General features: G+C 59.7%; 14 protein-coding genes. 6 read left to right on the top strand and 8 right to left on the bottom strand.

The genetic code is table 11. The annotated features are described in order from the left end of the window. Positions 1 to 198 precede the first annotated feature (198 nt). The 8 genes from EJD88_RS26755 to EJD88_RS26720 form a co-directional block, all read right to left on the bottom strand. The gene (locus EJD88_RS26755; protein ID WP_158879369.1) at positions 199 to 1,356 is read right to left on the bottom strand and encodes a glutathionylspermidine synthase family protein; all 1,158 of its coding nucleotides are present in this window, start codon (positions 1,354 to 1,356) and stop codon (positions 199 to 201) included. Positions 1,357 to 1,368: 12 nt separating this feature from the next. Then, positions 1,369 to 2,082, bottom strand: coding sequence for a DUF1190 domain-containing protein (locus tag EJD88_RS26750; protein WP_158879368.1), 714 nt, complete (start codon positions 2,080 to 2,082; stop codon positions 1,369 to 1,371). Positions 2,083 to 2,100: 18 nt separating this feature from the next. Then, the gene (locus EJD88_RS26745; RefSeq protein WP_099584647.1) at positions 2,101 to 2,529 is read right to left on the bottom strand and encodes a DUF350 domain-containing protein; all 429 of its coding nucleotides are present in this window, start codon (positions 2,527 to 2,529) and stop codon (positions 2,101 to 2,103) included. A 15-nt stretch (positions 2,530 to 2,544) separates the two neighbouring features. Beyond that, positions 2,545 to 3,219: a DUF2491 family protein gene (locus tag EJD88_RS26740; protein ID WP_158879367.1), complete on the bottom strand. Its 675-nt coding sequence runs from the start codon at positions 3,217 to 3,219 to the stop codon at positions 2,545 to 2,547. Beyond that, positions 3,206 to 4,240, bottom strand: a complete 1,035-nt coding sequence (locus EJD88_RS26735; protein WP_158879366.1) for an ion channel — start codon at positions 4,238 to 4,240, stop codon at positions 3,206 to 3,208. Before EJD88_RS26735 ends, EJD88_RS26740 begins: the two co-directional genes overlap by 14 nt. A gap of 72 nt (positions 4,241 to 4,312) precedes the next feature. After that, complete coding sequence (locus EJD88_RS26730) at positions 4,313 to 4,873, bottom strand: rhomboid family intramembrane serine protease (RefSeq protein ID WP_158879365.1); 561 nt, start codon at positions 4,871 to 4,873, stop codon at positions 4,313 to 4,315. Between the two features lie 98 nt (positions 4,874 to 4,971). Continuing rightward, the gene (locus EJD88_RS26725; RefSeq protein ID WP_099584643.1) at positions 4,972 to 5,670 is read right to left on the bottom strand and encodes a PspA/IM30 family protein; all 699 of its coding nucleotides are present in this window, start codon (positions 5,668 to 5,670) and stop codon (positions 4,972 to 4,974) included. Between the two features lie 17 nt (positions 5,671 to 5,687). Further along, positions 5,688 to 6,269, bottom strand: coding sequence for a YjfI family protein (locus tag EJD88_RS26720; RefSeq protein ID WP_158879364.1), 582 nt, complete (start codon positions 6,267 to 6,269; stop codon positions 5,688 to 5,690). Positions 6,270 to 6,638: 369 nt separating this feature from the next. Between EJD88_RS26720 and ycaC the strand changes: the two genes are divergently transcribed. From ycaC to EJD88_RS26690, 6 genes are all read left to right on the top strand, one after another. After that, entirely contained in the window at positions 6,639 to 7,271 is a 633-nt protein-coding gene (gene ycaC / locus EJD88_RS26715; RefSeq protein WP_099584642.1) for an isochorismate family cysteine hydrolase YcaC, read from the top strand. Between the two features lie 209 nt (positions 7,272 to 7,480). Further along, positions 7,481 to 8,620 (top strand): Fic family protein, encoded by a 1,140-nt coding sequence (locus EJD88_RS26710; RefSeq protein WP_158879363.1) that lies wholly within the window; start codon positions 7,481 to 7,483, stop codon positions 8,618 to 8,620. 74 nt (positions 8,621 to 8,694) lie between these two features. After that, positions 8,695 to 8,937, top strand: coding sequence for an exodeoxyribonuclease VII small subunit (locus EJD88_RS26705; RefSeq protein ID WP_003176346.1), 243 nt, complete (start codon positions 8,695 to 8,697; stop codon positions 8,935 to 8,937). Continuing rightward, on the top strand, positions 8,934 to 9,821 hold the full coding sequence (gene ispA / locus EJD88_RS26700) for a (2E,6E)-farnesyl diphosphate synthase (protein ID WP_099584640.1): 888 nt from the start codon (positions 8,934 to 8,936) through the stop codon (positions 9,819 to 9,821). The genes EJD88_RS26705 and ispA overlap by 4 nt, the downstream gene beginning before the upstream one ends. A 111-nt stretch (positions 9,822 to 9,932) precedes the next feature. Beyond that, entirely contained in the window at positions 9,933 to 11,831 is a 1,899-nt protein-coding gene (gene dxs, locus EJD88_RS26695; protein WP_112196861.1) for a 1-deoxy-D-xylulose-5-phosphate synthase, read from the top strand. A gap of 78 nt (positions 11,832 to 11,909) precedes the next feature. Then, positions 11,910 to 13,799 (top strand): TonB-dependent receptor domain-containing protein, encoded by a 1,890-nt coding sequence (locus tag EJD88_RS26690; protein ID WP_158879362.1) that lies wholly within the window; start codon positions 11,910 to 11,912, stop codon positions 13,797 to 13,799. Positions 13,800 to 13,801 lie beyond the last annotated feature (2 nt).

Raw genomic sequence — 13,801 nt, 5'->3', positions numbered from 1 at the left:
AAGATGCAGGCGAAGATGCCTGACTCATGAATTGCCTATGCGCCAATCGAATCCGGGCGACTAAACCCGATCACTGAATTTGCAGTGACGGATCGCAGCCTAGTCACGCATTCCCGCTGACGCAATGCGGTTGGGATTCTCTCGGAAACGTCCTGCAAATGAAAGGGATCAGCCCTGCTGGCCCTTTAAGCTCCAACCTCAATCCAATATCAAATGCGGCAAAAACCGGCTCGAATCCTTGGTAATCAGACTATTGTCCTCCCGCACCCCAATCCCCGCCGCCTGATCCCCAATCACCCAAGACCCAATCAACGTGTAACTGTCCCCAAACCGCGGCAGCGGTGCGAACTCCTGAAGGATAAACGGCGCATCCGTGTAGGGCCCATCCTCTTTCACGATCAGCCCATCAGCCGTTTGCAGTTCGATATTTGCCCCTTCCCGCGAGAAAAACGGCTTGCGCACCCAACCTTTTGGCACGGCTTTACCTGGGTCGGTATCCAGGTGGGCCGCGAGCAAATTCGGGTGGCCTTTGTTGAACTCCCACAGCAGCGGCAGGATGCCTTTGTTGGAGAGGATCGATTTCCACGCTGGCTCGAAAAACTGCGTGTCACTCTCGGCAATGGCGGCGCCGAAAGGTTCGTGGAAAATGAACTCCCAGGCGTGCAGCTTGAACAGGTGCGGAATCCAGCGATCCTCCAGGTCGACGAAGCGGCCTTCGCTGGTCAGGCCGATGTCTTCGATGTCGATGTGGCGTGATTCAATGCCGACTTTTTCCGCGACGAGGCGCAGGTAGTCGGTGGTGCCTTTGTCTTCGGTCGAACCTTTCATCGAGGCGAAGTAGAACGGCTGGTTGACCTGCAGTTGGGCGAAAGCCTGGTGCAGTTTGGTGTCGATGCTGTTGAACTGGTCGGCATGCTTGGGCAGCAGGCCGCGTTCGATGCATTGCTCGAGCCAGCCCCACTGGAACGCGGCGGCCTCGTAGAGGCTGGTCGGTGTGTCGTAGTTGAGTTCCAGCAGCTTGGCAGGCCCGGTGCCGTTGTAGGAGAAGTCCATGCGCCCGTACAGGTGCGGGTGGCCTTCGAGCCATGAGGTTTTGATCATGTCGAAGAAGGGCGCGGGAATGCTCAGGCGTTCGAGCAGTTCTTCGCTCTGGACCACGCGGGCGACGAGGTCCATGCACATGTCGTGGATCTCGGTGGTCGGGTCTTCGAGGTCGTGCTCGATTTGCTTGAGCGTGAACTGGTAGTACGCGCTTTCGTCCCAGTAGGGTTCGTCGTCAATGGTGTGGAACAGGAAGCCGAGGCTGTCGGCGGTCTGTTTCCAGTCATGACGTTCTGCACAATGGATCTTCTTCATGGCCCGCCTTCCTTAACTGCTCGACCCGCCGCCGCCCCAGCCGCTGCGTGCACTGGCCTTGCTGCCGAAGCCGCCACGGGAGGTGGCCGACGCAACGGAGCTGGACTTGCTGGAGTTGCGCAGCGCGTTGGTGTAGTTGCTGCTGCCGTAGCGGACCTGGTTGGAGCGGCCAAACGTCGCGCCATTGGACGCACGCTGATTAAGCGTCGAGTTGCCGTATTCGCCGCGATCATCGCGATAGCGGTACACCGGCTCGGAGCGGTAGCTGTTGCGGTTGTTGCTCAGCATGTTGCCAATCAGCAGTCCGGTCAGCAGGCTGCTGGTGGAGAAGCCGGAGCCGCCGCTGTTCGCCTGGGAGCCGCCCGCTTGGGCATTGGCGGCATCGACCTGGGACTGGGTCACCTGGCCTTCGGCGGTCAGTTCGAAACCGCCCAGCTTGGGAATGAACTGGCCATTGGAGTCCAGTTGGCACCAGCCGGCGACAAAATCGGCATCGCAATCGGCCTGGCTGGCGTACACCGGCGCAATGCGGCGATGCTCAGCCATGGCCGTCATGTAGGCGTCCGAGCAGACGTCCACCGGGAGTTTTTCATCGGCGCACTGCTGAACCGACTGGAAGTTGTACTTCTTCTGCAAATCGTAGGTTTTTTCGGTCGGCCCGCAGCCGGATATCGCCATCGCGACCGACGCTGCCAGCGAAAGCTGGACGTACTTGCTTCGTTTCATCGGGAGCTCCGTGGGCAATCAGTTCTGGGTAGGCGTCATGCACGCGGCGTTCAACATGCCAACGCTGATGGCCACGGCGGCGACGTAGATACCCGCTGCGAGTTCACCTCTCTTGATGCGCTCGGAGGTGCCCTTGAGCACCAGGCTGGTCAGCAGGAACGCCAACAGTTGGACGACAGCAGCGATCACTGCCCAGACGACGAAGTCGAGGATGCTGATCGAGTAGGCAATCACGTTGCTGGCCGGAATGGCAAAACCGACGATGGCACCGCCCAGGGCGACCGCCGCAGACACGTTGCCCGCCCGGATCAGTTCAAACTCCTTGTGCGGAGTGATGCGGGTGTAGATGAACTGGAACAGCGCGAACAGCACCGCCGCGCCCAGAAGGTAGGTGACAAAACCAAGCACGGCGGCTTTGTTCAGGGAGATGGAGAGAGCTTCTAACATGGATTTCTTCCTTTTTTAGAGCGCATTCAAGTCGGTTGTGTACAGCGAAATGCCTAGCGAGGTGCTCAGGCTGACGGTGCCTTCGGCGTCTTCTTCGACGGAAAACAGCAGGAACTCACGTCGATCGGTCAGGCCGGTGTCACGGGCGTATAGCATCGAGCGGTGCTCGACGCTGTAGGAGTCCTCGGGGTTTATTACGTGCTCGCTCATGGCCACCAATTCCGTCTGGCCATCCTCGCTGCCCCACACGCGTGCGTATTCGACGCCGTTGTGGGCGTAGGTCGGCAACCCGATCAGGCTCTGGGACCCCGCCAGCCGACGCAATTCAGCTTCGCTGCTGAGCGTGACGTAACTCCGGTAGTTGAACAGGATCACGGACTCGACCTGCCCGGCGATCTCGCCCGTGGTGTGCACCTGCAGCCAGTAATCTTCGTCATTCATGTAATAACGCGACAGCCAGGTCGACTGCCCAAGGTCAACGGTGCCGTTACTCCAGATTTCCTGGGAGCCAGGGATAACCACCGTGGTTTTCCCGTCGAGCAACAACTTCAGGGTTGTGTCGAATATCACGCCTTTGCCCGGTGCCAGGCCTAGCGGCCCGGTGGTCGGCAGGGGTTCGGCGGCGGCGCCTTTCGATTGTGTCGTCGCTTGCGGGGCCTCAAGCCCCATCAACTGTTTAAACCATCCCATTGGAGATTTCCTTGAGGCGGGTGGAGGCGATGTAGAAGAGTTCACCGCCTTCAACGCGTGTGGCGTTGGGCGGGTTGATCGACGGTTGCTGGGCGCCTTTGGCGCGATAGCCGATGAGGGTGGCGTTGTGCTGCTCTTTCAGTTGGCTATACAGATCGCCGAAGGTGGCTTCAAACGCGTCGGGCAACTTCATCAGGTATTGGGTGGCTCCCTGCCCTACACACAGCAACTCATTGATGACCACCGAGGAGCCTGGGTCCTGAGACGCACGCACCAACATTTCGATGGCCATGCTGGATGTGCATTCCAGGCTCGGCGCATAGGAGCTGGCCAGCGCGGCAATTTCACTTTCATTGAAATGGGCGACGACATGCCCGACAGGACTGAGTTGATTCACCGCCAGCACCGTGGCCAGGGTCAGATCGTCAGACGGGGTTCGTACCAGCACACGCTCGGCACCGGGCACGCCGGCACGCTGCAATAACGCGGTGGAGGACAGGCTTTCACCGCGGATGAACGCGGCTTTGCCCGGCATCGGGTTTTCTTCGAGGGTGCAGTCGCAAATGACGATCAGGTTGTCGTTTGAGGTTTCGTCTTGCAGCAACAGCTCAATGACGCGCTCGCTGGACGCGCCCTCCCAGCCAATCAGCACGGTATGGCCGACCTTTCCGGTGAAATCGCCTTTGCCCTTCATGCCTTTTCTCCATGCATCGATAACACTGCTGGTGGTTTTGCCAATGGCTGCCGTCAGCAGCGCAATGCCGCCGAGCATCACCCAGGTCGCCACGAACACGCGCCCCGCCGAGGTCTGCGGTGCGAGATCGCCGTAGCCGACGGTCAGCGTGGTGGTGAGATAGAAGTAAACAAAGGTGGCGGGCGCCGTGAGGTGCTGTTCGCCCAGGTACAGCAGGCCCAGATAAGCCGTGCTCAGGTGTACACCCAAGGCAACCACCAGACCCGCCCAGCCGAAGCGGTGAAAGAGAGAGGAGGCGTACATGCGCAACAAAAGAAAAATCGACATTTAGTCCCTGGCTCCCTGGGTACTTGATTCCTGATGACGCCATCGCCTCGACGTCTGGATGCTCAAGTGCGTTCAGGCGGCATTAAACCTGCTGCGCGGTTTGGAGAGAAGTACCCTGGCTGCAATAAATCCGGCAAATGCACCAAAGAGATGCCCTTCAAAGGAAACACCCTGACGAGGAAGAAATCCAAGGATCAGGCCGCCGTACAGTAGCGCCACGACACTGGCCGTTATCAGGTTGCTCCAGCTCCTGTGAAACCAGGCGCGAGACAACAGGTACGCCCACAACCCAAATACCCAACCGCTGGCCCCTACGTGGATACCCGCAAAACCGAACAGCCAGACCAGCGAGCCGCCCAGCACAATGATGATCATACTGACGGTTATGAACCGACTGAGCCCTTCGAGAATCACCAGGGTGCCCAATACCAAAAAGGCAATCAGGTTGGCGCTCAGGTGGGTAAACGAGCCGTGCAAAAACGGTGAGGCGAGGATGCCGAACAGCCCCTGCAGCGTTCTTGGGACCAGGCCGAACGCCATGAGGCTGTATCCGGTCACCACATTGAACAACTGCAGCGCGACCATCAAAAGGGCCACGCCTGCGATTGTCTTGAACCCCTTCAGGGCATCCATCCTGACCTCGACGTAAATAAAGAAGGGTTGAGAATAAATGCCCGTTCGTTAAGGAAGATCACTGCTCCCTCGCCTCAGGTACCGTGCTAGCCCTTCGCCTACTCGGTCGACTTTTGCTTCAGACGCTCCAGAATCGCATTGGCGCTGCCTTCGTTCGGCGTGATGCCTGCGTCGCGCAGCTTGCGCTCCAGGTCGGTCCCCGTGGACGCCTCAACCAACTCATCCTGGGCTTGCAGTTCAGCGGCACGCTGCTGTTGCTTGGCCTGCAAACGATTCAACGTACCGACGGCGGTTTCCAGCTTGCCGTTGGCGCCGCCGCTGGCGATGGAGGCGCTGACCTGCGCCTTCTGTACGCTGTCGCGAGCCTTGGCCATATCCACTTGCTGACGCAGGCTTTTGATCCGGCTTTCGGCCTTGGTGATGTCCTTGCGCATGCTTTCTGCATACCCACCGAACTCCGCAGCTTGCTTATGCTCGACATCCCGCTCGTTGGTCAGGCTCGAAATGGCTTCGGCCACTTCCAGGGCGAGGTCTTCACGGTTGGCCTGCAGGGCAGCCACTGCCTTGGACTCCAGGTCCTTGATCTTGGCGTCGTACTCGCTGACGCGATCAGTCGCCAACTTGTGCTTGGCCATGATGCTGACCAGCTCACGCTTGGCATTGGCCAGCGCGGTGTCGGCATCGCGGATTTCCTGATCGAGGATGCGCAGGGCTTGTTGGTCGACGATCGATTCGCCGACTTCGTTGGCACCGCCACGCAGCGCGGTGAACAATTTGCTCCAGATGGACTGAGTCATTGGATACTCCCGAATACTTAATTGAAGAAACGTTCGAAGGCTTCGCTGGCGCGCTGCACGTTGTCGACCAGGGTTTTCACCTCGGTCACGATATTGGTCAGGCTGGAGTCGGAGCTCAGAGCGCCGAACATGTTGTAGACCACTTGCCCGTTAGGCATGGACTCGATACCGATGGAGGACAGCGGGAACATTTCCCGGCTGCGCAACACTGCGTCATTGAATTTCGCGACATCGTTGATGGACTCGACATCAACCAGGACCGTGTCCACGATGATCTGCTCGCCAACCACCGCGATGTAAATCGGCAAGCCACCGAAGTCGTTCATTTCCAGCTTGATGCTGGACTCGGAGCCTTGAACGAGATAGAGCGTAATGTCCTTGGACACCACGTCGTCCAGGGCCTGAAGAGCGGTGAAGAGGCGATCGATATTCCAGTTGGTACCTGCGCTCATGAAATTCTCCGACATGAATGAGCCAGCCAGAATCGGCTGGCGAAGCTGTTTCTCCATCTGCTTGAGCAGGCTTCGGTTTTCGGGAAGCACCCAAGTCTCGTGTTTCACATAGCCGGCGGCCGCCAGGCCTGCACGCATCTGCTTCATGTAAAAGCTCGATGGCTTTTTGGCGGACGGCTTCAAGCGCTCTCCCTGAAGGCTTGCTGAATCGGTATCGGGCCCTTTAGGCGGACTCGATGGAGAGCTGCTTTCCATGGTACTGACCTCGCTGTGAAAAACTCACGCGTGAGAAAATCTACAGGCATTTTTTGCCACACTCAATAGCTCACGCGTGAGATTTTTTGACTTACTTTGCCGCCTACGAAAAGGATCGGTCCTACTGACAAATCCTCAATTGTCTCATCTGAGTTGACGGTATTACCCAATTCAGCCGATTTATCCGCCAACACCCACCCATTAATCTGTGCCCATGTTGAACGCAACGCCCAACCAACCTAAACAAAAAAGGATTCAACCATGAGCACTCCAACCTACAGCCGCTTGAACAAAGACGACGCCATCGTTCTGCTGGTCGACCACCAGACCGGCCTGATCTCCCTGGTGCAGGACTTCTCGCCCAACGAATTCAAGAACAACGTGTTGGCCCTGGCCGACCTGGCCAAGTTCTTCAACCTCCCGACCATCCTCACCACCAGCTTCGAGCAAGGCCCCAACGGCCCGCTGGTGCCAGAGTTGAAAGAGATGTTCCCGGACGCGCCGTACATCGCACGCCCTGGCCAGATCAACGCGTGGGACAACGAAGACTTCGTCAAGGCGATCAAGGCCACTGGCCGTAAGCAGATCATCATTGCCGGTGTGGTCACGGATGTGTGCGTAGCGTTCCCGACCTTGTCGGCGCTGGCGGAAGGGTTTGAGGTGTTTGTAGTGACCGATGCCTCCGGCACGTTCAACACCACGGTGCAGCAAGCAGCGTGGAGCCGGATGACGCAAGCCGGTGCGCAGTTGATGAACTGGTTCTCGGTGGCGTGTGAGCTGCACCGCGACTGGCGCAACGACATCGAAGGCCTGGGGAATTTGTTGTCCCAGCGTATTCCCAACTATCGCAACCTGATGAATGGATATGCGGCGCTGACGGCTCATCAGAAATAAGTCAGCCGAGATTCGCGATAAGCCTGCCCTTAAAAGCAGGCTTTCGTTGTTGCTGAGCGCTTTACCAGTGCGCTTCAGCAAACGGGTTTAGAGGCGAGGGGTGACCAACAACTTTATCTCAATGGACGATGAGCCGATTAGAATGCACAATCGGCTCACAAAATGAGCCGAATAATTTTTTATTCGGCTCACGCACCAGGTATTCCTCCATGGACCAACCACACTGGATCTGGCAACACACCGACTGGCCCCACTTCCACTGGCAACCTGGGCGCTTGGCGGCTTTGCTGCGTGAGTGCGGGCATACCCAAGGCAGGTTGTTGGGCATGCTCGGCTCTGTCAGCCAGGCCATCAGTGCAGAGAATGAATTGGATGCGCTGCTGCAAAACATTCTGACCTCTTCGGCCATCGAAGGTGAGCAACTGAACGTTGGCTCTGTTCGCTCCTCCCTGGCCCGACGGATGGGCCTGGAGGCGCTGAAAGACGGTCAGGTAAGCCGCCGCAGCGAAGGTCTCGCCGAGCTGATGATGGATGCCACCCAACAATTCAACCAGCCCTTTACCCTCGCCCGCTTATTGAACTGGCACCAGCTATTGTTCCCGGTCCCGCAAGCAAACTATGCCTCCCGACCACTCAATATCGGGTCATTAAGGGGCGGTGAGCCAATGCAAGTGGTGTCGGGCCGACTTGATCGGCCAACCGTGCATTTCGAGGCCCCGCCGCGTCCAGGGCTGGAACAGTCGTTGGATGATTTCCTGGAGTGGTTCGAAACCAGCCGCGATCAGCCGGAACTGGATCCGCTGGTACGCGCCGGCGTTGCGCACTTCTGGTTTGTCACGCTGCACCCCTTCGATGACGGCAATGGTCGCCTGACACGCGCTATCACCGATTTGGCATTAGCCCAAGGCGAGCATCAGGCCATTCGTTTTTACGCCATGTCAGCCAGCATTCTTGAAGACCGCATCGGTTATTACAACGCGCTTGAGTCCAGCCAGAGGGCCACGCTGGATATCACTGAGTGGCTGGAGTGGTTCCTTAAAACCCTGTTGCGCAGTGTGCAGCAAGCCATGGCGAGGATTGACCGAGTGCTGGGCAGGAGCCGGTTCTGGCAGCAACACCGCGACCTTCCTTTGTCTGCTGAACAGATCAAGGTCCTCAATCGCCTGCTCGACGGTGGTGAAAAGGGCTTCGAACACGGCATCAGCGCTGCGCAGTACCAAGCGGTGGCAAAGGTATCCAAGGCGACGGCGACGCGACACCTGGCTGACCTGCTGGAAAAAAACTGCCTGATCCGTCTCCCCGCAGGCGGCCGCAGCACGCGTTATCAAGTCAATACAGCAGGCGACTGATGCCCCGCTCATTTGCCCACCATCCCCATGTCTGCTAGTGTCCCGCCGGTTTACCGTCTACCGGAATAGCCGCCATGGCCCGCAAAAAAGTTGCACTCGATTTCGAACAATCCCTCGCCGACCTGCAAACCTTGGTCGAGCGTCTGGAGAACGGCGAGTTGTCGCTGGAGGACTCACTGACAGCGTTTGAGCAAGGCATCGGCCTGACTCGCGACTGCCAGAGCGCGCTGGCGCAGGCAGAGCAGAAGGTGCAGGTGTTGCTGGAGCGTGATGGGGAGTTGGCCGAAGAACCTTTCGATGCGGAACAGCCCGAATGATCGACGCGTATCAGGCCAGTAGCCAAGCCCGGGTGAATGCGGCGCTGGAGCCCTTGTTTGTTGCGCCCAGCCCGGAAATGAACCGCCTTTACGCCGCCATGCGCTACAGCGTGATGAACGGCGGCAAACGTGTGCGCCCGTTGCTGGCGTACGCGGCCTGTGAAGCCCTCGGCACCCCTGCCGAGCAGGCCAACGGCGCGGCGTGTGCAGTGGAATTGATCCACGCTTATTCCCTGGTACACGACGATTTGCCGGCGATGGACGACGATGATCTACGTCGCGGCCAGCCCACCACTCATAAGGCCTTTGATGAAGCCTATGCGATCCTGGCCGGTGATGGCCTGCAGAGCCTGGCGTTCAGCGCACTGCTGGACCCGCGCTTGAGCAGCGTCAACGCCGAGATCCGCCTGCGCATGGTCACCGCCCTGGCCCACGCGGCAGGACCGGCCGGCATGGTCGGCGGGCAGGCAATCGACATGGGTTCGGTCAGTCTCAAGCTGGATCAGCAAGCCCTTGAACATATGCATCGCCACAAGACCGGCGCGCTGATCGAAGCCGCCGTGCACCTCGGCGCCCTGGCCAGCGGCCGTGCCGACGCGGCCCAATTGGCGGCATTGCAGATCTATTCCCGAGCCATCGGCCTGGCGTTCCAGGTGCAGGACGACATACTCGACGTGGAAAGTGACACCGCCACCCTGGGCAAGCGCCAAGGTGCCGATATCGCACGGGACAAACCGACTTATCCTGCGCTTCTTGGGCTCGATGCTGCCAAGGCATACGCCCTGGAACTGCGCGACCAGGCCCTGGACGCCCTGCGACCTTTCGACGCGGCAGCCGAGCCGCTGCGTGACCTGGCTCGGTATATCGTCGAACGCCGGCACTGAAAACGGCGGCCATTGCCGCCGCATATCGGCCAAGTTCGGCGCTCTGCGTGGGCAGTTTGCGATGCTTGAGGTAAACTGCCGCCTCTTCTTATACCTATAACGATTCGCCTGATGCCCACGACGTTTCAAGAGATTCCCCGCAAGCGCCCGTCCACGCCCCTGCTCGACCGTGCTGCCACGCCGGACGGCCTGCGTCGTCTGGGTGAAGCCGAGCTGGAAACCCTGGCCGATGAACTGCGCCTGGAATTGCTCTACACGGTCGGCCAGACCGGTGGGCATTTCGGTGCTGGCCTGGGCGTCATCGAGCTGACCATCGCCTTGCATTACGTGTTCGACACCCCCGACGACCGGCTGGTGTGGGACGTGGGCCATCAGGCGTATCCGCACAAGATCCTCACGGGCCGCCGCGAGCGCATGGCCACCCTGCGCCAGAAGGACGGCGTTGCCGCCTTCCCACGCCGGTCAGAGAGCGAGTACGACACCTTTGGCGTCGGCCACTCCAGCACCTCGATCAGTGCAGCGCTGGGCATGGCGATTGCCGCCCGTCTGCAAAACAGCGATCGCAAGGCGATTGCGGTGATCGGCGATGGCGCATTGACAGCTGGCATGGCCTTCGAAGCGCTGAACCATGCGCCGGAAGTGGACGCCAACATGTTGGTGATCCTCAACGACAACGACATGTCGATCTCGCGCAACGTCGGTGGCCTGTCGAATTATTTGGCAAAGATTCTTTCCAGTCGTACCTACGCCAGCATGCGCGAAGGCAGCAAGAAGGTGCTCTCGCGTCTGCCCGGCGCGTGGGAAATTGCCCGACGGACCGAAGAATATGCCAAGGGCATGCTGGTTCCCGGCACCCTGTTCGAAGAGTTGGGCTGGAACTACATCGGCCCCATCGACGGCCATGACCTGCCGACCTTGATCGCCACACTGCGTAACATGCGTGACCTCAAGGGCCCGCAGTTCCTGCATATCGTCACCAAGAAAGGCAAAGGCTTCGCCCCGGCGGAAGTCGACCCGATTGGCTACCACGCGATCACCAAGCTGGAACCGGTGGACGCCCCCGCCGCCGCGCCGAAAAAGGCCAGCGGGCCGAAGTATTCCGGTGTGTTCGGCGAATGGCTGTGCGACATGGCCGCCGCCGACTCGCGTCTGGTGGGCATTACCCCGGCGATGAAGGAAGGCTCCGACCTGGTGGCATTCAGCGAGCGTTTCCCGCTGCGCTACTTCGACGTGGCGATTGCCGAGCAACATGCGGTGACGTTCGCGGCCGGCATGGCCTGCGAAGGCGCCAAGCCGGTGGTGGCGATCTATTCCACCTTTCTGCAACGTGGTTATGACCAGCTTATTCACGATGTGGCGGTACAAAACCTCGACGTGCTGTTCGCCATAGACCGCGCAGGCCTGGTGGGCGAAGACGGTCCGACCCACGCCGGCAGCTTTGACCTGTCGTACCTGCGCTGCATCCCCGGCATGCTGGTGATGACGCCGAGCGACGAAAACGAACTGCGCAAGATGCTCAGCACCGGCCACCTGTACAACGGCCCGGCCGCCGTGCGTTACCCGCGTGGGAACGGTCCGAATGCGGTGATTGAAAAAGATCTTGAGCCGATCGAAATCGGTAAAGGCATCGTGCGGCGCCAGGGCAACAAGGTCGCGTTCCTCGTGTTTGGCGTGCAATTGGCCGAAGCGCTGAAAGTCGCCGAAAAGATCGACGCGACCGTGATCGACATGCGTTTCGTCAAACCGCTGGATGAAGCCCTGGTGCGCGAGATCGCCGGTAGCCATGAGTTGCTGGTGACCGTTGAGGAGAACGCCATCATGGGCGGCGCCGGTGCGGCGGTCAGTGAATTCCTGGCGCGGGAGAACATCCTCAAGTCGGTGCTGCACCTGGGCTTGCCGGATGTGTACGTCGAACACGCCAAGCCGGCGCAGATGCTGGCGGAGTGTGGTTTGGACGAGGCAGGCATCGAGGCCGCGGTGCGCGTGCGCTTGGCGCTGCTCTCCCGGTAGAAATCGCATCAACATGTGGGAGGTGGCTTGCCCCTCCCACATTTGATTTTTGCCATCTTCAAACGCTACGGACAGCCCATGAAACGTCTGCACCTTGTCCTGTTGCTCCTGCCCGCACCTGAGTTGCTCGCCGAGACCCGCGACCAGGCCCTCAAACTCCCCGATGTGGTCATCAGCACCAACCGCCAGGTCCAGGCACGCAACGACAGCAGCGCCGCCAATACCGTATTCACCCGCGACGACATCGACCGCCTGCAACCCACCAGCCTCACCGACCTGCTCAGCCGCGTGCCCGGCGTACAAGTGGCGCGAACCGGTGGGCGTGGCAGTTTGCCGGGGATCTACCTGCGCGGCACCAAGTCCGCCCAGAGCCTGGTGCTGGTGGACGGCCAGCGCATTGCCAATACCACCTCCGGCGACAGCGGCCTGCAATACCTGAACGTCGACCAGATCGAGCGTGTGGAGGTGCTGCGCGGCTCGCGCTCGGTGATCTACGGCAGCGATGCCATCGGCGGGGTGATCCAGGTGTTTACCCGGCGCAATGCCGAGCAAGGTCTGCAACCGCGCCTGAAGCTGGGCATTGGCAGCAACCAGACCTGGGAGCGCAGCCTCGGTCTGTCGGGCGGTGATGAACACACGCGCTTCAACCTGGGGGCGAGCCTGGATGAGACCGCTGGCATCAATTCGACCCACCAATCCTTCCCCAGCGACGGCGACCATGATGCCTATCGCAATCAGTCGCTCAGCCTGAACCTCAGCCATTCGTTCAGCGATGAACTGGAGGTGGGTTTCAATCTGCTGGATAACCGTGGCAAGTCGGAGTACGACAACAGCTTCGGCCGCTACGACGTTGCCAGTGGGCAGACCTTGGGGCAAAAACCCTACACCGATTACGCCGTCAGCAGCGCCAGCGGGTATGTCGACGCAGCGCTCAATGAGCACTGGCAATCGCGCCTGGAGCTGGGCCACAGCGAGAACCGCGACACCAAGCGCGATACCCTCAGTGACGATTTCAGCGTGTTCAACACCTACCGCGACTCGCTGAACTGGCAGAACGACCTGACGCTCAACGACAGCAACAGCCTGATCCTGGGCGGCGACTGGTACGAAGACCGCTTCCACGGCTCCACCCCGTTTAGCGAAGACAGCCGCTGGAACCGCGCAGCCTTTGTGCAGCACCGTTTCCACAGTGAATGGTTTTCCACAGAGCTGGGCCTGCGCCGCGACCAGAACCAGCAGTTCGGTGGGCAGAACAGTTGGAGCGGCACCCTGACGCTGCCGATCAACCCCGACAATGACTTGTTGCTGAGCTACAGCGAAGGCTTTCGCGCGCCTACCTTCAACGATCTGTATTACCCCGACACGAAATACAGCAACCCGAACCTGCAGCCCGAGACCTCAAAGAGCTACGAACTGCAATGGCGCAGCCAACTGACCGACAGCACGCGCCTGGAGGCTTCGCTGTACCGCACCGACTTGAGCGATGCGATTATCCTGGACAGCACCAGCAAGCCGCAAAACGTGGCGTCGGCGCGTATTGACGGGTTTGAAGCCGCCCTCAAACAGGATCTGTTTGGCTGGCAAGGCAACCTGGGCGTGTCCATCATCGACCCGCGCGACCGTGATACCGGCCACACCTTGGCCCGCCGTGCACGGCGCACGTTGAATTTGGATCTGGATCGGCAATTCGACACACTCGGCCTGGGTGCGAGTTGGCAGGCGATCAGCAGCAGCTATGACGATGAAGACAATGCGCAGCGCCTGGGCGGCTACGGATTGCTCGGCTTGCGCAGCAGTTGGGCGCTGAACCGGGAAGTGGCGCTGTCACTGAAGGTCGATAACGTGCTGGATAAATCCTATGCGCGGGCACGTTACAGCTACAACGATCCGGCGTTTCTGAACAATCAGGATTACCGTGAAGAGGGTCGGGTGTGGAGGGTTGATGTGACCTGGACGCCTGAAATCTAATT

It is taken from the genome of Pseudomonas sp. PB105 (genome assembly GCF_009764655.1).
Taxonomy (GTDB): domain Bacteria; phylum Pseudomonadota; class Gammaproteobacteria; order Pseudomonadales; family Pseudomonadaceae; genus Aquipseudomonas; species Aquipseudomonas cyclaminis.
This window is presented reverse-complemented; position numbering and strand designations above follow the sequence as displayed.